Genomic DNA, 18,742 nt, shown 5'->3' with positions numbered 1-18,742 from the left:
CTCCTGATACGCTGCCCAAGCGAGCGCTTGGTTAGCAGATGAGGGGCCGGCATGAAGTTCTCGACCTTCCACCTCTTCCATCGGTTCGATGGACAGAGCTTCAAGGACGTCTACGACTACCACCTGGAGCTCATCGAGCTGGCCGAAGAGCTGGGATTCGACGGCGTGCGCCTGGCCGAGCACCACTTCCGCGACTACGGCGTGGTGCCGAACCTGTTCACGATCCTCGCCCACGCCGCCGCCAGGACCGAGCGCATCCGCCTGGGCACCGGCATCGTGGTCCTGCCCCTGCACAATCCCGTGCACGTCGCCGAGGAGGCGGCGCTGGTCGACGTGCTCTCGAACGGCCGGCTCGACCTCGGCATCGGCCGCGGCTACCAGAGCTTCGAGTTCGAGGGCTTCGGCATCGACCTGGCCGAGGCGCGCGACCGCTTCAACGAGTCGCTGGACGTGATCCTCGGGCTGTTCACCCGCGAGTCGTTCCAGCACGAGGGCAAGTTCTACAAGACCGGCGCGGAGGTGGCGCTGACGCCCCGCCCGGTGCAGACGCCGCACCCGCCTATCCACGTGGCGGCCGTCTCCCCCGAGACGGTGACGATGTACGCCGAGCGCGGCATCCCGATCCTGGCCGACCCCGCGGCACCCTTCCGCAAGGTGGTGCAGGCCGCCGAGACCTGGCAGACGATCTCGGGACAGCGCGCCGACAGCCTCGTCGTGGCGCGCAGCGTCTACGTGGCGCCCACGCTGGAGCAGGCACGCGAGGACCAGGCGCGGTTCGAGGCCGGATTCGACCGCTCGCGCATCTTCAACGAGCGCAGCGCGCCGATCGATTCGCGCACCGGCAAGGCCGCCCAGGGCTTCGAGTACTACCAGGACCGCTATCTCAAGGGCGGTTCGGTGAGCAACGACTTCCGGTGGGAGCAGCTGGAGGTCATCGGGGATCCCGGCCGGGTCGTCGAGCAGATCTCCGTGCTGCGCGACGCGGGATTCGGGCAGCTGCTGTGCGACTTCGGCAGCACCAGGCCGATGCCGCTCGAGGAGATGAAGCAGGTCATGCGCTTCTTCGCCGCCGAGGTCATGCCGGCGTTCCGCTGAATGTTGTGATTCTCCAGGAGGCGCGATGATCCACTCCCTGACCCTCTCCGACGTCCTGGCCGACCACGCGCGCAGCAGGCCCCAGGCCGCCGCCGTGGTCGACGGCGAGGTCCGGCTCACCTATCCCGAACTGGAAGCCCGCGTCACCCGCCTGGCCGCGGCCCTGGCCGAGCGCGGCACCGGCCCCGGCGACCGGGTGCTCTGGCTGGGCCAGAACTCCCATGCCGTCCTGGAACTGCTGCTGGCCTGCTCGCGGCTGGGAGCCGTCTGCTGCCCAGCCAACTGGCGCCAGAGCACCGACGAGCTGCGGTTCGTCCTCGGCGACCTCACGCCTCGCGTCGTGGTGTGGCAACCGTCGGACGCCGTCACCCCGCTCGTCCAGGCCGACGGCGCCTGGATCCGGGCCGGGCAGGAGTACGAGGCCTTCCTCGCCTCCGGATCGTTGCGCGCCTTCGACCAGGTCGCCGACACCGAGCCGGTGCTGGCGCTCTACACCGCCGCCTTCGACGGCCGGCCCAACGCCGCCCTGCTGTCGAGCGCCGCCCTGCTCGCGCACGCCACCTCGCTGCAGATCGTGCGGCGCATGGAGCCGGACTTCGCCTTCCTGGCCAGCGGACCGCTCTTCCACGTCGGCACGACGATGTTCGCGCTGGCCACCTTCCACCTCGGCGGCAAGAACGTCTTCATGCCCGCCTTCGACGCCGAGGAGCTGTGCCGGCTGGTCGACGCGGAGAAGGTCACGCAGGCGTTCCTGTTCGGGCAGATGATCGACGCCGTGGTCGCGGCCAACGCGGGCGGCAAGTACGACCTGTCCTCGATGCGCTTCATCTCCCACTCGGCCGAGTGGGACGCCATGACCACGGTCGACGACTCGCCGTGGTGCCGCTCCAAGATGGGCGGATACGGCCAGACGGAGGTGGGCGGCATGCTCACCTTCCTGGGGCTGGCGCCGGGAGGATCGGGGTTCGCGGGGCGGCCCTCGCCGCTGGTGCAGGTGCGGATCCTCGGTCCGGGCGGGATCGAGGTGCCGCCGGGGGAGGTGGGCGAGATCTGCGCACGCGGCAAGACCCTCTTCTCCGGATATTTCGCCCGGCCGGAGCTTAACGCCGCCAAATCTGCCGATGGCTGGCACCACACCGGTGACCTGGGCAAACGCGAGCCCGACGGCACCATCACGTTCATCGGGCCGAAGCTGCGGATGATCAAGTCGGGCAACGAGAACATCTACCCCGCCGAGGTCGAGCGCGCGCTCAAGACGCACCCCGCCGTCGCCGACGCCGCCGTCATCGGCGTGCCGGACGACACCTGGCACCAGGCGGTCCAGGCCGTCGTCGCCCTCAAGGGCGAGGCCACGGAGGAGGAGCTCATCGAGCACGTCAAGGGCCTGCTGGCCTCCTACAAGAAACCCAGGCGCGTGGTGTTCGTGGAGGCCGTGCCGAAGAAGGGCTTCACCCCCGACTACGACGCGCTCGACGCCGCCCACGGCGGAGGGAACTACCCGGGGGCCTGATATTCGGTGGCCCGGGCGGGCGACGATGGTGCACAGTGGACCGCCGTGACCGAACCCGAATGGCGCACCATCGTCGAATGGCAGCTCGTACGGCCCGGCGGGCCCCAGGTCCTGCCCGCGGTCGAGCTGCCAGGACGCCTGTGGGCCGACGAGCCGCGCCCTCTGCAGGAGGCGCTGCTGCGCGCGTGCCAGGTCGACGCCGTGCTGCTCAAGGCGCTGTCCGAGAAGGAGGACAGCGAGACGGGCGTGCGGCACCTGACCCTGCTCGGCGCCCACCGCGACGACTTCGCCGACGGCCACGCCCCGGAGTGGTACACCCCGGGGTCATTCGATGCCTCCGGCACCTCGGGGGCCACGCCCGGCGGCGGGCGGTCCGGCGAGGCCCCGTGGGCCCGGCCGGGCTGGATCCACCGGGTCACCCGCTGGCTGGCCGGTGCGCTGCCGCCGGGCGTCACCGTCACGGGGCCGGCCGAGCAGGTGCGGATCTGGGACCTCAGCTGCGTCCTGCGCGTGCCCACCTCGGACGGCGACGTCTTCGTGAAGTCCGCCGCCGACTCCCCGCTGTTCGTCGACGAGGGCGCGGTCGTCACCGTCCTGCACCGGCACTTCCCCGGCCAGGTGCCCGCGCCGCTCGCCCACGACCCAGGCGCGCGGCTGCTGGCCATGCGGCCCTTCCCTCCGGAGATCGGCCACCAGGCCCCGCTCGACGTGCACGCCGAGGTGCTCGGCGCCTACGGCCGTTTCCAGGCGGCCACCTCCGGGGTGACCGCCGAGCTCATCGCGGCGGGATGCGGTGAGCGCACCCTGCCGTGGCTGGCCGATCAGCTGTCGACCTGGGCCGCCGCGCTCGACCACACGGTGGTCCCGCCCGGCGCCGACCCGGCGTCCTGGCTGGACGAGGAGGAGGCGCGGGCGATCCGCTCCGCCGTACCCGGCCTGCTGTCCGCGGTCGAGCGGCTGTCGGCGTACGGCCTGCCGGACTGTGCCGTGCACGGCGACTTCCACCTGGCCAACGTCGCCCGCGCCGACGGCGGCTTCGTCTACTTCGACTGGACGGACGCGGGCGTCGGCCACCCGTTTCTCGACCTGGTGACGCTCTACTGGCAGCCCAACCCGGCCGCGCTCGACGCCTATCTGGCCGCCTGGACCGCACACGCGCCGCCGGACCGGCTGCGGGAGGCGTGGGAGCTGGCCGAGCCGCTGGTGGCCGTGAACCAGGCGATCAGCTACGCGGCGATCGTCTCGGTGCTGCCTCCCGACGGCGACGCGACGCTGAAGCCCATGATCGCCCGCTGGCTGCGCCGCCTGCTCACCCTGCGTTCCTGACCTGCGGCGCGGGGGCCGTGTCGAGGACCTCCAGTTCGGCCAGGGCCCGGTCCAGCTCGGCCGGGCCGTCGGAGCCCGGCGACGACGACCACGTGAGCCATACCGCGAAGATCACTCCCACGATGGCGCCCGTGCGGTTGCGCATGGCCTCCATCGGCACCCCGGCCCGCCGCGCCAGCAGCTCCTGCATCGCCGTGACCGACCCGGTGATGCTCTTCAGGCTCGACGCCCACACCTCGGGCACGGTGAGCATCAGCCGCTCCCGCTCGACCCCCTCGGCCAGCTCGTCGGCGCTCTGCGCGGCCGTCCACACCCGCATGGCGTGTCGCACCGCGCCCACCGGGCCCAGCTCGGCGGGCGCGTCGCGCAGCGCGTCGAGGAAATCCTGGTCCTCGTCGATGACGACCAGGTCCTCCTTCGTCGGGAAGTAGCGGAAGACCGTGCTCGGCGCCACCTCGGCCGCCTCGGCGACCTGCTCGACGGTGGTCGCCGCGTAGCCCTGATCCCGGAACAACCGCAGTGCCTCGCGCTGGATCAGCGCCCGGGTCCTGGCCTTCTTGCGCTCCCGCAGACTCATGCTGAGATTCTACAAAGCGCTAGCAAACTCCGAAATGAAAGTCTACTCTCATTTCATGGTCAGCACTCAGAAAGACGCCCGCACGGTCCTGAGCGACCCGCGCTTCAGCAACCGGCAGGAGCTCAAGCGCCCCCAGCTCCCCACCGCCCGGCCCAACGACGCCTCCCAGCCCGCGGCGCCCGGCTGGTTCATCCACATGGACCCGCCGCGGCACACCCACTACCGGCGCCTGCTGCAGGGCCAGTTCACCGCCCGCCGCATGCGGCTGCTCGAACCCCGCATCGAGCGGATCGCCGCCGAGCTCATCGACGGCATGATCACCCACGGACCCCCCGTCGACCTGGTGAGCGCCTTCGCCCTTCCCCTGCCCTCGCGGGTGATCTGCGAGCTGCTCGGCGTGCCGTACGCCGACCACGCCTTCTTCGAGAGCAACTCGACCGCGATGGTGTACGGCTCGCAGCAGGCCGTGGCCGACCTCACGGGCTACCTGCGCGACCTGATCGACGGCAAGGAGCCCGGCGACGACCTGATCAGCGGGCTGAAGGCCGAGGTGACCGTCGAGGAGCTCACCAACATCGCGCTGATCCTGCTGGTGGCCGGGCACGAGACCACCGCGGCGATGATCTCCCTGGGCGTCGACACACTGCTGCGCCACCCCGAGCAGGACCGCTCGGACCCGGTCGAGGAACTGCTGCGGCACCTGACGATCGTCCGGGTGGGCGCGCCGAACCGCGCCGCGCTGGAGGAGGTGCAGCTCGACGAGCGCACGGTCGCCGCCGGTGAGACGGTGACGATCGACCTGCTCGCGGCCAACCACGATCCCGCCGTCTTCACCGACCCGCACACGCTGCGCCTGGACCGGCCAGAGGCACGCGAGCACCTGGCCTTCGGGTACGGCGCGCACCTGTGCCTGGGCCACAACCTGGCCAGGCTGGAGCTGCGCATCGCCTACCGCGCGCTGTTCGAGGCCTTCCCCGCCCTGCGGCACGCCGGGGAGCCGAGACCGCGCGCCGGCTATCCGATCGCCACGCTGGAGGAGCTGCCCGTCGCCTGGTGAGGGTCAGGAGGACCGCCAGCGGGGTCGAGCCGGCCCGCCGTCGCCCCGGTCAGAGGATCGCCAGCGGGTTGAGCGGGCTGGCCGTGCCTCCCTGCAGGCGCAGGGGCGCTGCGACGAAGACGAAGTCGGAGCGGCCGGTCGCGCTCAGCTCCTCCAGCCACAGCAGCTCGATCAGGTGGACGCCGTGGCGGTGCAGCAGGATCAGGTGCAGGTCGTCGGCCAGGTCCTCGTCGGAGAGCTGACGAGGGTTGAGCCCGCCGATCGCGGCGTTGTCGGCGGCCACCACCGCCACGTCGCGCTCGGCCAGCCACCGTCCCGCAGACGCGGCCAGGCCCGGCTGGCCCGACCAGTACTCCTCCGGCGAACGATCCCACACCAGCGGCCAGCCGGTCCTGATCACCGCCACCTCCCCCGGCCCGACGGGGGCGATCTCCTCCAGGAGGTCGCCGGAGATGCGGAACTCGGGCGGCAGGTGATCGAGCCCCAGGTGCCTCGGCACGTCGAAGAACACGCCGCGCGCCACGACCCCGCCCGCCTGCTCGATGCCGCACCGCTTGGCGCCGTACGAGTGCACCTGGGCGGCCGGGTGGCCGTTGTAGAGCTGATCGCCCTCCCACATGTGGCACAGGGCGTCCATGTGGGTGGTCGTGCCGTGCGCCGAGACGATGAGCGCGTCGTCGGCCATCCGCAGCCCCGCACCCACGGGCCTGGTGCCCGCGGCGAAGTCGGCGCCGTCGATGGACATGAAGTGCTGGGGCTCCGGGCGCCCGCGCAGCCGCGGGCCGCCTCGCCGTACCGGCATCGACAGGCACAGGACCTGCCCGGTGACGGCGGCGGCCAGCGCGGCCAGCACCCGCTCGCCGGTCAGCAGGTTGAGCGTGCCCCGCTGATCCTCTGGGCCGAAACGCCCCCAGTTGTTAGGCTCGGTGACCAAGTAAGCGCTCGCTTCCCCTAGGAGTCGTGTGAACGGCCACTGTGATCCCCGCTTCGCCCGCGTCCGAGAGATCTTCGAGAAGAGCTTCGCCAAGGGCGAGGAGGTGGGCGCGGCCGTCGCCGTCTACCTGCACGGCGAACCCGTCGTCGACCTGTGGGACGGCGTCGCCGACCGGCACACCGGGCGGCCGTGGGCCGCCGACACGCCCGCCTACGCCTACTCGTGCACCAAGGCGATCACCGCGACCGTGCTGCTCACGCTCGTCGAGCGCGGGCTGGTGAAGGTGAGCGAGCCGGTGGCGACGTACTGGCCCGAGTTCGGCAAGCCGGACGTCACCGTGGAACACCTGCTCACCCACCAGGCGGGGTTGCCGATCATCGACGATCCGGTGCCGGTCGAGGAGTTCTCCGACCATCCGGCGATCGCGGCGCGGCTGGCGGCCCAGGAGCCGATGTGGGAACCGGGCAGCAGGCACGGATACCACGCCCTGACGTACGGGTTCCTGCTCGGCGAGGTCATCCGACGGGTGAGCGGCAAGACGGCGGGCGAGCTGGTGGCGGCCGAGATCGCCGGGCCGCTGGGGCTGGACATGTGGCTGGGGGCACCGGACCACGTCATCGACCGCGCGGCCCGCCTGACCACCAACCGCCCGGCCGCCCGCACGGCGGACCCCGCGCCCACTCCCATGGAGGCGTCCGCCAACGGCCAGCCCCCGGCCCCGGCCCCGGCCCCGGTGGAGACGCCCGCCGCCCATGGCCAGGCCCCGGCCGACGACCTGTTCACCCGCATGAACCGGGCCTTCGCCGACCCGCAGAGCCCGCTCAACCGCGCCCTGGGCAACCCCGACATGCAGCTCCTGCCCGGCGGCGCCAACCATCCGGCGGTCATGGCCTCCGGCTGGCCCGCCGCGGGCCTGGTGACCACCGCCCGCGCCCTGGCCGGCTTCTACCGTGCCCTGGTCGCCGGCGAGATCCTCCAGGAGCGGACCCTGCGCGACGCCATCAGGCGGCGCGTGAGCGGCCCCGACGAGCTGCTGATCGTCGACAGTTCCTTCGGCCTGGGCTACATGCGCCCCAGCATGACCTTCCTCACCCCGACGGCGGGCCACGAGGGCGCGTTCGGCCACACCGGCATGGGCGGCTTCCTCGGCCTGGGCGACGTGGAGCACGGCCTGGCCTTCGGCTACACCCCGAACCGCCTGGCCCGCGCCGCCGACGGCGCGCTGCGCGGCTATCTCCTGCTGGAGGCGTCGTACCAGGCTCTGTGAGTTCACCGAACACCTGCAGCGTGGAGGCGCCGTCCTTCAGTGCTGGGAGGAAACGCGGCACGATGCGGCACTGTGATCTCCTGGTTTTGTCGGTGGCGGTCGGTAGGTTGATCGGTATGTCCCGCTACCGGCTGACGCCGACGCCCGCTCAGGAGGCGGCGTTGGCCGAGCACTGCGGGCACGCCCGGTTCGTCTGGAATCTGGCCGTCGAGCAGCACGCGCACTGGCGTCCCGGCCGGAAGGGCGCGCCGGGGTTCGCCGAGCAGTGCCGTCAGCTGACCGAGGCGCGAGCCGCCCATCCGTGGCTCGCGGCGGGATCGGTGACCGTCCAGCAGCAGGCGTTGCGCGATTTCGCGCAGGCCATGGCCAACTTTTTCGCCGGCAGGCACCGGCGGCCGACGTGGCGCAAGGCCGGACGGCACGAGGGGTTTCGGATCATCGCCGTCAAGGCGGGCGATGTGCGCCGCCTGTCGCGGCGGGTGGGCGAGGTCAAGGTACCGAAAGTCGGCTGGGTGCGGTTGCGCTGGTCGCGTGCGGTACCCGACGGGGTGAAGTCCTACCGGGTCACCCGCGACGCGTCCGGCCGCTGGTACGTGGCGTTCGCCGCCGTCCCGGAGGCGATCCCCGCGCCGGGGACGGGCGAGGTGGTGGGTGTGGACCGGGGCGTCGTCGTCAGCGCGGCGCTGTCCACCGGGGAGATGCTGAACGTGCCCGGCCTGCGCGAGGGCGAGAAGACACGGATGGCGCGGCTGCTGCGCAGGCTGGCCCGTGCCCGGCGCGGCTCCAGGCGGCGGGGCAAGGTCAAGCAGGCCGTCGCCAGGCTGCGGGCGCGCGAGACGGACCGGCGCAAGGACTGGATCGAGAAGAGCTCGACCGATCTTGCGCGCCGGTTCGACATGATCGCCGTCGAAGACCTCGACATCGCGAACATGAGCCGTTCGGCGCGGGGCACCCCGGACGCGCCCGGCCGCAATGTGCGTCAGAAAGCGGGCCTGAACCGGGGCATCCTCGCCAACGGGTGGGGCCGGCTGGTGACCCGGCTGGAGCACAAGGCTCCCGGCAGGGTGGTCAGGGTCAACCCGCGTTACACGTCGCAGACCTGCAATGTCTGCGGGCATCGCGCGGCCGGGTCGAGAGAGAGCCAATCTCGATTCGCCTGCGTCGCCTGCGGACATCAGGCGCACGCCGACGTGAACGCGGCATGCAACGTCCGGGATACCGCCGCGGGGCATGCGGTGGCTGCACGGGGAGGCGCCGGGTTGCCGGAGCCTGCGAACCGTGAACCTCAACGTGACCTCCTCCTCGTGGGGTAGGTGCTGTTGGAATCCCCTTCGTTCACGAGAGGGAGGATGTCAATGCATCGTCACGCCGCCGCTCACCGACAGGACCTGGCCGGTGATGTAGGCGGCGCGGTGGGTGCACAGGTAGGCCACGAGTCCGGCCACGTCGGCGGGCTCGCCCAGGCGGCGCATCGGGATGGCGCGGGCGAGCTTGTCGACCAGCCCGGGCTGCTCGGCGGAGACCCGGCGCAGCATCGGGGTGTCCGTGGGCCCCGGGCAGACGACGTTGACGGTCACCCCGCCCCTGGCGACCTCCCTGGCCAGCGACTTGGCCAGGCCGAACAGCCCGGCCTTGGTGGCGGCGTAGGCACCCTCCCCGCCCGAGCCCGCGCGGGCGCCGTCGGAGGAGATGTAGACGAGCCGCCCCCAGCCCCGCTCCGTCATGCGCGGCAGCACGAGCTTGGTCAGCAACATCGGCCCGCGCAGGTTGACCTGCCACATCAGGTCCCACATGGCGGGGTCGCCCGCCACGAACGGCTCGACGACCGAGACGCCTGCGTTGTGGACGACGACGTCGGGCTGGTGGGCTGCGGCGAACTCCTCGATCGAGGCGGGTGAGGCCAGGTCGAGGTGGGCGGCTCTGCCGAGGCACATCCGGGTGCCGCCGCCCAGCTCGACCACGAGCTCGGCGGCGATCTTCTCGGCTCCCGGCAGGTCGCGGTCGGCGACGATCACGTGGGCGCCGAGGTCGGCCAGGTCACGGCTGATGGCGGCGCCGATGGCCCCGGCTCCCCCGGTCACGACGGCCGTCCTGCCGTCCAGGCGCAGTCCTTCCATCACCTCTCCTTGATGGCCGCGACGAGGTCGGCGGTGGTCCTGCGGGTGGCCAGCAGGCTGATGGTGTGCTTCATGACGGCCTGGGCGTACTCCCGTGGCACGCCGGCGACGGCGTCGGTGGCGACGGTGACGTGGTAGCCGAGGTTGACCGCTTCGAGGGCCAGGCCGGGGATGCCGAGGTTGAGCGAGACCCCGGCGGCGATCAGGTGGGTGACGCCCATCGCGCGCAGGCGCCGGTCGAGGGTGGTGCCGGTGAAGGGCGAGAAGCCGTGGTAGCGGCGGCTCTCCAGGTCGCCGTCGTCCCACAGCTGCGGCAGCACCTCGACGGCGGGGGTGCCCTCCAGCATGTGGCCGGGGTCCTTCAGCAGGTGCACGATGAACGGGCAGTTGTCGGTGAACGATCCCGCCCGGTCCGCGCGGAAGGCGGCGGTGCAGTGCACGACGGGCATGGCGGCGGCGCGGGCGGCACGCAGGAGCGAGGCGGTGTTGTCGATCAGCCCGTCATCCACCAGGTCAGGAAATTTCGTGAGGTCGCCGACGACTCCTCGCTGCATCTCCATCACCAGCACTGCTAGCCGAGCGCTTGCTTGGTTCACCTCTGGAGCTTAACAATCTCGACCCTCCCCCACAACGCGCTTGGCGGCGCCCGGCTTGTCTCGCTTCACATAGAGTGATATTTCCAGCACGACACGTTAAATATCGTGACTCGTGACAACCGGGACCCCGGGTGAGACCGTCGAATCCTAGACGGGCGACTCAATGGGGGTTGATCTTGGTCCCGGGGTACCGAGAAGTACGTCAGCTTGGCGCCGGCCGCACGGGACGGGTCTTCCTCGCGACCTACCAGGAGACCGGCGCCTACGTCGCGATCAAGTACCTCAACGCCGCCCTGCGCCGCGACCCCGAGTTCATGTCCCGCTTCACCGCCGAGACGCCGCGCCTGGTCGAGGTCGACGACGAGAACGTCGTGCGGTTCTACGAGTACGTCGAGACCCCCACCAGGGCCGCCGTGGTGATGGAGCTCGTCGACGGCGTCTCGCTGCGCACCCTGCTCGCCGAGCACGGCCGTACCAGCCCGGAGGCGGCGCTGGCCGTGCTCAAGGGCACCCTGCTGGCGCTGGCCGCCGGGCACGCCAAGGGCGTGGCGCACCGCGACGTCAAGCCCGAGAACGTCCTCGTGCAGGCCGACGGCACCAGCAAGCTGGGCGACTTCGGTGTCGTGGGCTACGTCGAGGAGCCCAACGTGCCGCAGGGCAGCCCGCCGTACATGGCCCCCGAGCTGTGGCTGCACACCAACGGCTTCAACCCGCGCGCCGACCTGTACGCCGCCGCGTGCCAGCTGTTCGAGTGCGTGATGGGCCGCGTGCCATACCGCGGCACCACCTCGGAGATCCGCGACCGGCACCTGCACGACCCCGTCCCGCTGGAACTCGTGCCCGACATGCTGCGTGACCTGTTACGCCGGGGCCTGGCCAAGGACGCCGCGACCAGGTACGGCTCGGCGACCGAGTTCCTGTCGGAGCTGGAGGAGGACGCGCTCGCGGGCTACGGCCCCGAATGGGAGAAACGCGGCCGGCGTCACCTGGCGGAACTGGCCACCCTGCTGGCGCTGCGTTTCCCCCTGGCGGCGCCCGACAACCCGGGCGAAGGCGAGACGGCCGTCATCAGGCGCGGGCGCAGCTGGGTCACCCTCGTGCCGAGGCTGCCGCCGCATCTGTGGATCGCGGGCGGCGCGGTGGTGGCGATGCTGGTCGCCCTCCTCGTGGCGCGGGGCACCGGCAACACCGGGCCGATCCTGATGCCGCCGCCCGAGTCGCCGCGGCAGATCGACCCGACGGTCGAGGGCACCAGGCCGCCTCCCACCGACCGCAGACCCAGCAGGCGGCCCACCACCAAGCCTCCCGTCACCACCGCTCCGCCCACCTCCCGGCAGCAGCCGCCGACCTCGGGCCAGAGCCAGCCACCGCCGCCTCCCACGACGCCGGCCCCCACGCCCACGCGATCGTCGCAGTCCGCCCCCGCCCGTCCTGCCGTGCGGGCCGCGACCATCCTGGGCTGGAGTGGTTCGGCGGGCGCGGTGCGGGTGACGGCGGCGGGCACGGGACCGGTGGAGCTGAAGATCTCCTACACCCGGCGCGAGGAGGGCGGCACCTCTCGCGTGCTGGGCACCGAGGTGCGCACCCTGACCGGCGAGACGAGCTACACCCAGCCGATCACCCGCGACCTGGGCGACGTGGCCTGCGGCAGGCGCGCCTACTTCGGGATCATCGTGGCCACCGTGCCCGTGGCCGACAGCGGCCCGGAGGTCAGCGAGGCGCCGATGGACGGGCCGCCCTGCCCGAGCCAGGAACCGACCGGCACCTCTCAGAGCGCGCCGTCGCCGACGGCCAGGACCGTCCCGTCGCCGACGACCGAGGCGAGCTCGAGGGCGATGCCCACGGCCGAGTCCGAGCCCACCGACGTGATCAGCGAGCCGCCGCCCGGTTGAGCCGGATTCGACCTGTTGTGCCCCAACCAAGCGTGCGCTAGCTTGGCAATCGATGGACGCCTACTGGGCCGCATGCGCGCGCGGCGAGCTGGTCATTCAGCGCTGCGATCCCTGCGCCCGCTACGTCCACCTGCCCGCCGAGGAGTGCCCCGACTGCGGCGGCGAGCTCGCCTTCCAACCGGTCTCGGGCGAGGGGACCGTGCACACCTACACCGTCGTCCACCGCTCCTTCGTCCCCGAGTTCCGCGGGCGCGAGCCGTACATCCTGGCCTGGATCGACCTGCCCGAGGGCGTGCGCGCCTTCGGGCGGATCCTCGCCGACGAGGTCGGCATCGGCCAGCGTGTGCGGGTGAGTTTCGCCGACGACCTACCGCAGTGGAGGCCCCTATGAAACTCGGCAACGTGCTCATCCCCGTCGCCGACCTGGACCAGGCGATCGAGTTCTACGGCCTGCCGGTCAAGTTCCGCGACGGCGACCGCTTCGCCGCCCTCGACGGAGGTACGGTCACCATCGCGCTGGCCGGTCCCGCCGAGCACGTGGTGGGCGATCCGGTGCCCTCCTTCAAGGTCGAGGACCTGGCCGTGGCCGTACAGGAGTTCCTGGAGCGGGGCGGGAAGGTCGAGCGGCCGGCCGAGAGCGGGCCGCACGAACTGCGCGCGGTGCTGCGCGACCCGTCGGGCAACCCCTTCGTGCTGTACCAGCCACTCTGATCGGGAGGCACCCCCCATGTCGCCATATGGAAACTACGGCTACGCGATCCTGACGGCCGGCGCGCTGCGCACTCCCGATCGGGTCGCGCTCACCTACTGCGGCGAGCAGAGCTTCACCTACGACGAGCTCAACCGCGCCGTCAACGAGCGCGCGCACGCGCTCGCGGCGGCCGGGATCGTGCCCGGCCAGCGCGTCGCCGCGCTGCTGAACGAGACGCTCCTGGTGGCGCAGATCTACCTGGCCCAGGCCAAGCTCGGCGCGGTCACCGCGGCGCTCAACCCCTTCTGGCCGGTCGAGACGCTCCAGGCCGTGGTGGAGCGGTCGGGCTGCACGGCGTTCGTCTACGACGCCACGGTGGCGCGGGTGATCGAGCAGATCAGGCCCAACCTGCCCGGCATCACCTCGTGGATCGCCGCCGAGTCGCTGGTCTCGGACAACCAGGACGAGCCAGAGCTCCGCGGATCCCACGACGACCCGGTGGCGCTCTACTACACCTCGGGGACGACAGGGCTGCCCAAGCCCGTCGTGCACACCCACGCCTCCTCCATCGCCACGGCGCAGATCTGGCTCGACGTGCCGCGCTCCCAGGACTCCGTCTTCGGCACCGGCGCGATCATCTGGGGCATCGGCTTCCCCGCCATCGTCGGCCCCGCCCTCTACGCGGGGATGCGGCTGGTGCTGGAGCAGGACTGGGGCCCCGGCAACTTCCTGAAGGTGGTGCCGCGCGAGAAGGTCACCCATGTCTCGCAGATCCCCTCGTTCTACGCGGCCCTGCTCGGCTCCGACGAGCACGCCGGGGTCGACCTGTCGTCCCTGCGGGTGATCATGCTGGGCGGCGAGCCGCTCACCGCGACCATGCTCTCGCGCATCAAGGAACGCCTGCCCGAGGCCGGGGTCTACTCCTACTACGGCCAGACGGAGGCGCCCTACACCTGCATGGGACGGGTCGACGACGGATCCACGCCGCTCGGCTCCTCCGGCCGGGCCAGGATGGGCAACGCCGTCCGGATCACCGACCCCTCCGGCGGACGTGTCGTCGGCCGGACCGGCGAGATCAACCTCGCCGGGCCGCACCGCATGGCCGGCTACGACGGACTGCCCTCCGACGAGGTCCTGCGCGGCGAATGGTTCGTCGGCGGCGACCTCGGCGTCGTCTCGGAGGACGGCGTCCTCACCGTGCTCGGCCGGCGCGAGGACGCCATCGCCAAGGGCGGCCACTGGAGCCAGCCCGCCGCCGTCGAGGAGGCCGCCGCGGCCCTGGACGACGTGGCGGAGGCCGGCGTGGTCGGCGTCCCCGAGGGCGCCCCGGAGCAGAAGATCCTGCTGGCCGTCGTGCCCCGCGCGGGTCACTCGCTCGACGCCGCCAAGGTCGCGCTCGCGCTGTCGGAGTCGCTGCCCGCCCACCAGCAGCCCGACCACATCGTGGTCGCCGACGAGCTGCCGCACTTCCAGGACGCCTCCGGCGGGCCCGGCAAGCTGCTCAGGCGGGAGATCCGGGAACTGTATGGCCACCTGGTCTGAGCACGCGGTCAAGGAGCTGCTGCTCGCATCGGGCATCCCCGTGCCCAGGGGCGTGCTGGTCACCGACGGCGACTTCACCTCGTGCGCCGCCCTGACCGCGCCCCTGGTGCTCAAGGCGTCGGGCGTGCTGCACAAGTCGGACGTGGGCGGCGTACGGCTCGGCCTCGACCACGCCGGCCTGCCCGCGGCGGCGGCCGAGATGGGCTTCGCCTCCTACCTCGTCGAGGAGCAGGCGCCCGCCGGGGTCGAGCTGATCGCCGGGCTCGTCCGCGACCCCATGGCGGGGCCGGTGCTGCTCTTCGGTCTCGGCGGCGTCTGGACCGAGGTGCTGCGCGACACGGTGCTGCGCGTGTGCCCGATCACCGAGGACGACGCGCGGGCCATGGTCGACGGCCTGCGCGGCTCCCCGCTCCTGCACGGCCATCGCGGCACCCCGGCCGTCGACGTGTCCGCCCTGGTCAAGCTGCTGCTGGCCCTGGGCGGCAACGGAGGGTTGTGGGAGCGGCTGGAACTGGGCGAGTTCGAGCTCAATCCCGTCATCGCCGGGCCCGGCGGGCTGGTGGCCGTCGACGCCCGCTACATCGAGGGCTGCGCCCCCGCGCCCGCCCCCCGCCGCGCGGGCGACTTCACCGCGCTGTTCGAGCCTCGGCGCGTCGCCGTGGTGGGCGCCTCCACCACCAGGCCGGGCTTCGGCAACATGTTCCTCGGCTTCTACAAGCAGAGCGGTGTCCCGGTCGTCGCTGTGCACCCCACGGCCTCCTCCATCGACGGCGTACCTGCCGTGCCGACGCTGTCGGGCGTGGACTACGCGCTGGTCGCGGTGCCCGCCGCCCGATGCGCCGAGGTCGTACGGCAGGCGGACGGCGTGCCGTACATCCAGGTGATGAGCGGCGGATTCGGCGAGGCGGGACGCGCCGACCTGGAGGCCGAGCTGCTCGGCGCGATGCCGCCGGGAAGCCGCTTGCTGGGGCCCAACTGCATGGGCGTCTACTCGCCCCGAGGCCGCCAGACCTTCGTCGGCGGCGGTCTCGGCGAGCCGGGCGGCATCGCCCTCGTCTCGCAGAGCGGCGGCCTGGCCGGCGAGGTCGTCAAGGTCGGCGAGCTGCGCGGGCTGCGCTTCAGCCGGGTCGCCACCGTGGGCAACTGCGCGGACGTCGGCCCCGCCGAGCTGCTCGGCTGGCTGGCCGGCGACCGGGAGACCACGGCGATCGGGCTCTACCTGGAGGACCCGCGTGACGGGAGGGCGCTGTTCGAGGCGCTGCGGGAGACGGGCAAGCCGGTGGCCCTGCTGGTTGGGGGCCGCACCCGCCAGGGACGGCTCGCCGCGGCCTCGCACACCGGCGGTATGGCGGGCGACGGCCGGGTGTGGCGGGCGCTGGCCGAGCAGACCGGCACGGTGCTCGTCGACAGCCAGGACGACCTGATCGGGGTGCTCTCCTACTTCCAGGCGCACGCCCCGGCCGCCGATCACGGGACCTCTCACTCTACGTCCGCCGATCACGGCGCCGGTCGGCGTCCGGCCGGAGTGCTCGTCATCGGGCCCAGCGGCGGGGCGAGCGTGCTGGCCGCCGACGCCTTCGACCGCCGGGGGTTGTCCCTGCCGCCCCTGCCCGACGGCGCCCTCGACGGCCTCGGCCTGGGCGCGGGCAGCTCGCTGGCCAACCCCTTGGAGATCCCCGTCGGCCCCCGCGCCGACCCCTCCCTGGCCAGAAGGGCCATCGAGGCGATACTCCCCCGCCTGCCGTACGGCGACGTCGTCGCCCACGTCAACGTGCAGAGCTTCTTCACCTACGGCTCCTCCGCCGAGCCGCTCCACGCCTTCGCGCGCGAGCTCGTCCAGGTCAGGGGCACCCGGCTGAGCCTGGTGCTGAGGAACGCCGACGTCGCCCCGCCCGGGGTCGAGAACGAGCTACGGGCCATCGCCTCGCGGCTGCCCGTCTACCGGTCGATGGAGGCGGCGGCGGTGGCCGTCGCCGCGGGAAGGAGTCTGTGATGGGCCTGCTGGACGGCAAGGTCGCGCTGATCACCGGGGGCGCCAGGGGCATGGGGGAATCCCACGTGCGCCTGTTCCTGGAGGAGGGCGCCCAGGTGGTCTTCGGCGACGTGCTGGAGGAGGAGGGCAAGGCCCTGGCCGCCGAGACCGGGGCGACGTTCGTGCGTCAGGACGTCACCCGGCCCGAGGAATGGGCGCGGGCGGTGGAGACGGTTGTGGAGACGTACGGCAAGCTCAACATCCTGGTCAACAACGCCGGGATCCTGAAATTTAGCCGTATCGCCGATATGCCAATCGAGGAGTTCTCCCGCGTCCTGGACGTCAACCTGAAGGGCACCTGGCTCGGCGTGAAGTCGGTGATCGAGCCCATGAAGGCCTCGGGACGCGGCTCGATCGTCAACATCTCCTCCATCGAGGGCTTCATCGGCGCGGCGGGACTGTCGGCCTACGCCGCCTCGAAGTTCGGCATCCGCGGCGTCACCAAGGCCGCGGCGCGCGAGCTGGCCCCCTTCAAGATCCGCGTCAACAGCGTGCACCCCGGCGCGATCAACACGAACATGGTCCTCGACCCCGAGATGATGACGGAGGTCGACGCCGACGCCTTCGTCAAGTCGATGGTCATCAAGCGCTTCGCCAAGCCGATCGAGGTCTCCCACGTGGTGGCCTTCCTGGCCTCCGACCGCTCCAGCTACTGCACCGGCAGTGAGTTCACGGTCGACGGAGGGCTGCTCACCGGAGCCGGGTACTAGGACCTCTTGCGGCGGCTGCGCGCCACCTCCAGCGTGTCGACGGCGCTCCAGCCCTTGGCCAGCTCGAGCGAGGGGGCGCGGCCGCTGCTGACGTGCTTGAGCGCGCACTCCGCGGCCGCGTCGGGATCGTGGGATGCGATCGCGGAGAACAGCTCGGCGTGCTCGGCGCACTGCTGGGCGATGTCGCGGCTGGAGGTGAGCCTGAACAGCCAGCGCAGCCTGGCCTCCAGCGGGCGCATGATGTCGACGAGCAGGGCGTTGCCCGACAACTCGACGACGACCGTGTGGAAGGCGGCGTTGGCGCGGGCGATCTCCGAGGGCACGCTCTGGCGGGCGGCATGCTCAAGGGAGGCACGCAGGCGCTTGAGATCGGCGTCGGTGGCCTGCGCGGCGGCCAGCCTTGCGGCCAGCACCTCCAGGCTCTCGCGCACGTCGAACAGGTCGGCGACGTCGGCCGGAGTGAACGGGCGCACCAGCACGCCCTTGCGCGGCACGACCACGACCAGGCGCTCGGCCTCCAGGCGCCGCAGCGCCTCGCGGACGGGGACCCGGGAGACACCGTGCTCGGTGCCGAGCTCACGCTCGACGAGACGCCGGCCCGGCTGGAGCACCCCCTCGATGATCTGCTCCTTCAGCGTCTCGTAGACCATGCATAAACCGTACCGTCAGGTGCCGGGATGCCGTCCCAGCCAGGCGGTCGGCATGACGAACACTCCGCTCGCCTCCACCAGGGGCGTGCCGTCGGGCAGCGCGATGCGGCCGTCGGCCCAGCTCTTGCGTCCCTCCGCGCGGGTGTGCTCGGCGGTGGCCACCAGGGGCGTGCCGTACGGCACGGGCCGCAGGTAGCGCAGGGTGAGGGTGCCGGTCATGCCGGGGAAGCCCGCGGCCGCGGCGGCCTGGCCGAGCAGGTGGTCCAGGACCATGGCGCTGATGCCGCCGTGCACCCCGTTGGGTGGGCCCTCGTGCAGGGGGCGGAAGGTGACCTCCGCCCTGGCGGTCAGGCCGTCCATCTCGACGACCAGCGGCAGCGCCATGGGGTTGGCGCCGCCGATGACGGCGTTGCCCAGGTGGCGCAGGTTGCCGTCGGGCGAGATATCGAAGGGCAGCGGAGTGGCGCGGGAGGCGGCTCGCAGGCGCTCGGTGAGCGCCGCCAGCTCGGCCGTGACGGCCAGCAGCTCGTCCTCCTTGACCTCCGTCAGTGCCACGGCGTCCATCAGGTCGCGGGTCTGCTGGGCGAGCTCGCAGTGGGCGGCCAGGCGGGACTCGGGAGTGAGCTCCATCGTCATGGAACCCATACTAGAACACGTTCTACAGAATGACATTCGAATCAGGGATCACACACGTCACAGGTAGATCTTTTCCGGATTTCACCACCTATTTCCGGCATATCTGGCAA

At 71.8% G+C, this 18,742-nt stretch carries 18 protein-coding genes; 12 read left to right on the top strand and 6 right to left on the bottom strand.

What is annotated here, in order from left to right:
- Positions 1-51: 51 nt before the first annotated feature.
- The 3 genes from HNR30_RS00425 to HNR30_RS49840 are packed head-to-tail and all read left to right on the top strand — an operon-like array spanning position 52 to position 3,931.
- A complete protein-coding gene (locus HNR30_RS00425) occupies positions 52-1,095 on the top strand; it encodes an LLM class flavin-dependent oxidoreductase (RefSeq protein ID WP_181607058.1) in 1,044 nt (347 codons plus the stop codon).
- A gap of 25 nt (positions 1,096-1,120) precedes the next feature.
- Positions 1,121-2,605 carry an AMP-binding protein gene (locus HNR30_RS00420; RefSeq protein WP_181607055.1) on the top strand — a complete coding sequence of 495 codons (1,485 nt, stop codon included), beginning with the start codon at positions 1,121-1,123 and terminating at the stop codon, positions 2,603-2,605.
- Between the two features lie 45 nt (positions 2,606-2,650).
- The gene (locus HNR30_RS49840; RefSeq protein WP_181607051.1) at positions 2,651-3,931 is read left to right on the top strand and encodes an aminoglycoside phosphotransferase family protein; all 1,281 of its coding nucleotides are present in this window, start codon (positions 2,651-2,653) and stop codon (positions 3,929-3,931) included.
- On the opposite strand, the gene HNR30_RS00410 is transcribed toward HNR30_RS49840, so the two are convergent.
- The gene (locus tag HNR30_RS00410; RefSeq protein WP_181607049.1) at positions 3,915-4,508 is read right to left on the bottom strand and encodes a TetR/AcrR family transcriptional regulator; all 594 of its coding nucleotides are present in this window, start codon (positions 4,506-4,508) and stop codon (positions 3,915-3,917) included. The two genes, HNR30_RS49840 and HNR30_RS00410, sit on opposite strands and share 17 nt — an antisense overlap.
- A 55-nt stretch (positions 4,509-4,563) precedes the next feature.
- On the opposite strand from HNR30_RS00410, the gene HNR30_RS00405 reads away from it, so the two are divergent.
- Positions 4,564-5,565 carry a cytochrome P450 gene (locus HNR30_RS00405; RefSeq protein WP_220133125.1) on the top strand — a complete coding sequence of 334 codons (1,002 nt, stop codon included), beginning with the start codon at positions 4,564-4,566 and terminating at the stop codon, positions 5,563-5,565.
- Between the two features lie 49 nt (positions 5,566-5,614).
- On the opposite strand, the gene HNR30_RS00400 is transcribed toward HNR30_RS00405, so the two are convergent.
- Complete coding sequence (locus tag HNR30_RS00400) at positions 5,615-6,499, bottom strand: cyclase family protein (RefSeq protein WP_181607045.1); 885 nt, start codon at positions 6,497-6,499, stop codon at positions 5,615-5,617.
- Between the two features lie 28 nt (positions 6,500-6,527).
- On the opposite strand from HNR30_RS00400, the gene HNR30_RS00395 reads away from it, so the two are divergent.
- Complete coding sequence (locus tag HNR30_RS00395) at positions 6,528-7,766, top strand: serine hydrolase domain-containing protein (RefSeq protein WP_181607043.1); 1,239 nt, start codon at positions 6,528-6,530, stop codon at positions 7,764-7,766.
- Positions 7,767-7,882: 116 nt separating this feature from the next.
- Positions 7,883-9,079 (top strand): RNA-guided endonuclease InsQ/TnpB family protein, encoded by a 1,197-nt coding sequence (locus HNR30_RS00390; RefSeq protein WP_181607041.1) that lies wholly within the window; start codon positions 7,883-7,885, stop codon positions 9,077-9,079.
- A 39-nt stretch (positions 9,080-9,118) separates the two neighbouring features.
- Here the strand turns inward: HNR30_RS00390 and HNR30_RS00385 are convergent, their stop codons facing one another.
- Both HNR30_RS00385 and HNR30_RS00380 read right to left on the bottom strand, forming a co-directional pair.
- Positions 9,119-9,883 carry an SDR family NAD(P)-dependent oxidoreductase gene (locus HNR30_RS00385; protein WP_181607037.1) on the bottom strand — a complete coding sequence of 255 codons (765 nt, stop codon included), beginning with the start codon at positions 9,881-9,883 and terminating at the stop codon, positions 9,119-9,121.
- The gene (locus HNR30_RS00380; RefSeq protein ID WP_246377057.1) at positions 9,883-10,437 is read right to left on the bottom strand and encodes a cysteine hydrolase family protein; all 555 of its coding nucleotides are present in this window, start codon (positions 10,435-10,437) and stop codon (positions 9,883-9,885) included. Before HNR30_RS00380 ends, HNR30_RS00385 begins: the two co-directional genes overlap by 1 nt.
- A 218-nt stretch (positions 10,438-10,655) precedes the next feature.
- Here HNR30_RS00380 and HNR30_RS00375 point away from each other — a divergent pair, with 218 nt between their 5' ends.
- The 6 genes from HNR30_RS00375 to HNR30_RS00350 are packed head-to-tail and all read left to right on the top strand — an operon-like array spanning position 10,656 to position 17,346.
- Positions 10,656-12,371 (top strand): serine/threonine-protein kinase, encoded by a 1,716-nt coding sequence (locus tag HNR30_RS00375; RefSeq protein ID WP_181607035.1) that lies wholly within the window; start codon positions 10,656-10,658, stop codon positions 12,369-12,371.
- Positions 12,372-12,423: 52 nt separating this feature from the next.
- Entirely contained in the window at positions 12,424-12,762 is a 339-nt protein-coding gene (locus tag HNR30_RS00370; protein WP_181607033.1) for a Zn-ribbon domain-containing OB-fold protein, read from the top strand.
- Entirely contained in the window at positions 12,759-13,082 is a 324-nt protein-coding gene (locus HNR30_RS00365) for a VOC family protein (RefSeq protein ID WP_181607030.1), read from the top strand. The genes HNR30_RS00370 and HNR30_RS00365 overlap by 4 nt, the downstream gene beginning before the upstream one ends.
- A 16-nt stretch (positions 13,083-13,098) precedes the next feature.
- Positions 13,099-14,604: a class I adenylate-forming enzyme family protein gene (locus HNR30_RS00360; RefSeq protein WP_181607028.1), complete on the top strand. Its 1,506-nt coding sequence runs from the start codon at positions 13,099-13,101 to the stop codon at positions 14,602-14,604.
- A complete protein-coding gene (locus tag HNR30_RS00355) occupies positions 14,588-16,597 on the top strand; it encodes an acetate--CoA ligase family protein (protein ID WP_181607026.1) in 2,010 nt (669 codons plus the stop codon). The genes HNR30_RS00360 and HNR30_RS00355 overlap by 17 nt, the downstream gene beginning before the upstream one ends.
- Positions 16,597-17,346, top strand: a complete 750-nt coding sequence (locus HNR30_RS00350) for a glucose 1-dehydrogenase (RefSeq protein WP_181607023.1) — start codon at positions 16,597-16,599, stop codon at positions 17,344-17,346. The genes HNR30_RS00355 and HNR30_RS00350 overlap by 1 nt, the downstream gene beginning before the upstream one ends.
- Here the strand turns inward: HNR30_RS00350 and HNR30_RS00345 are convergent.
- Together HNR30_RS00345 and HNR30_RS00340 are read right to left on the bottom strand one after the other, a co-directional pair.
- Positions 17,343-17,996 carry a GntR family transcriptional regulator gene (locus tag HNR30_RS00345; RefSeq protein WP_181607022.1) on the bottom strand — a complete coding sequence of 218 codons (654 nt, stop codon included), beginning with the start codon at positions 17,994-17,996 and terminating at the stop codon, positions 17,343-17,345. The two genes, HNR30_RS00350 and HNR30_RS00345, sit on opposite strands and share 4 nt — an antisense overlap.
- Before the next feature lie 15 nt (positions 17,997-18,011).
- Positions 18,012-18,632, bottom strand: coding sequence for a PaaI family thioesterase (locus HNR30_RS00340; RefSeq protein WP_181607021.1), 621 nt, complete (start codon positions 18,630-18,632; stop codon positions 18,012-18,014).
- Positions 18,633-18,742 lie beyond the last annotated feature (110 nt).

Source organism: Nonomuraea soli (assembly GCF_013761175.1).
Taxonomy (GTDB): Bacteria; Actinomycetota; Actinomycetes; order Streptosporangiales; family Streptosporangiaceae; genus Nonomuraea; species Nonomuraea soli.
This window is presented reverse-complemented; position numbering and strand designations above follow the sequence as displayed.

Coding starts and splice junctions, on each gene's coding strand:
- HNR30_RS00425 (WP_181607058.1), top strand. CDS start 52: ATGAAGTTCTCGACCTTCCACCTCTTCCATCGGTTCGATGGACAGAGC.
- HNR30_RS00420 (WP_181607055.1), top strand. CDS start 1,121: ATGATCCACTCCCTGACCCTCTCCGACGTCCTGGCCGACCACGCGCGC.
- HNR30_RS00410 (WP_181607049.1), bottom strand. CDS start 4,508: ATGAGTCTGCGGGAGCGCAAGAAGGCCAGGACCCGGGCGCTGATCCAG.
- HNR30_RS00405 (WP_220133125.1), top strand. CDS start 4,564: ATGGTCAGCACTCAGAAAGACGCCCGCACGGTCCTGAGCGACCCGCGC.
- HNR30_RS00390 (WP_181607041.1), top strand. CDS start 7,883: ATGTCCCGCTACCGGCTGACGCCGACGCCCGCTCAGGAGGCGGCGTTG.
- HNR30_RS00385 (WP_181607037.1), bottom strand. CDS start 9,883: ATGGAAGGACTGCGCCTGGACGGCAGGACGGCCGTCGTGACCGGGGGA.
- HNR30_RS00380 (WP_246377057.1), bottom strand. CDS start 10,437: ATGCAGCGAGGAGTCGTCGGCGACCTCACGAAATTTCCTGACCTGGTG.
- HNR30_RS00370 (WP_181607033.1), top strand. CDS start 12,424: ATGGACGCCTACTGGGCCGCATGCGCGCGCGGCGAGCTGGTCATTCAG.
- HNR30_RS00365 (WP_181607030.1), top strand. CDS start 12,759: ATGAAACTCGGCAACGTGCTCATCCCCGTCGCCGACCTGGACCAGGCG.
- HNR30_RS00360 (WP_181607028.1), top strand. CDS start 13,099: ATGTCGCCATATGGAAACTACGGCTACGCGATCCTGACGGCCGGCGCG.
- HNR30_RS00355 (WP_181607026.1), top strand. CDS start 14,588: ATGGCCACCTGGTCTGAGCACGCGGTCAAGGAGCTGCTGCTCGCATCG.
- HNR30_RS00350 (WP_181607023.1), top strand. CDS start 16,597: ATGGGCCTGCTGGACGGCAAGGTCGCGCTGATCACCGGGGGCGCCAGG.
- HNR30_RS00345 (WP_181607022.1), bottom strand. CDS start 17,996: ATGGTCTACGAGACGCTGAAGGAGCAGATCATCGAGGGGGTGCTCCAG.
- HNR30_RS00340 (WP_181607021.1), bottom strand. CDS start 18,632: ATGACGATGGAGCTCACTCCCGAGTCCCGCCTGGCCGCCCACTGCGAG.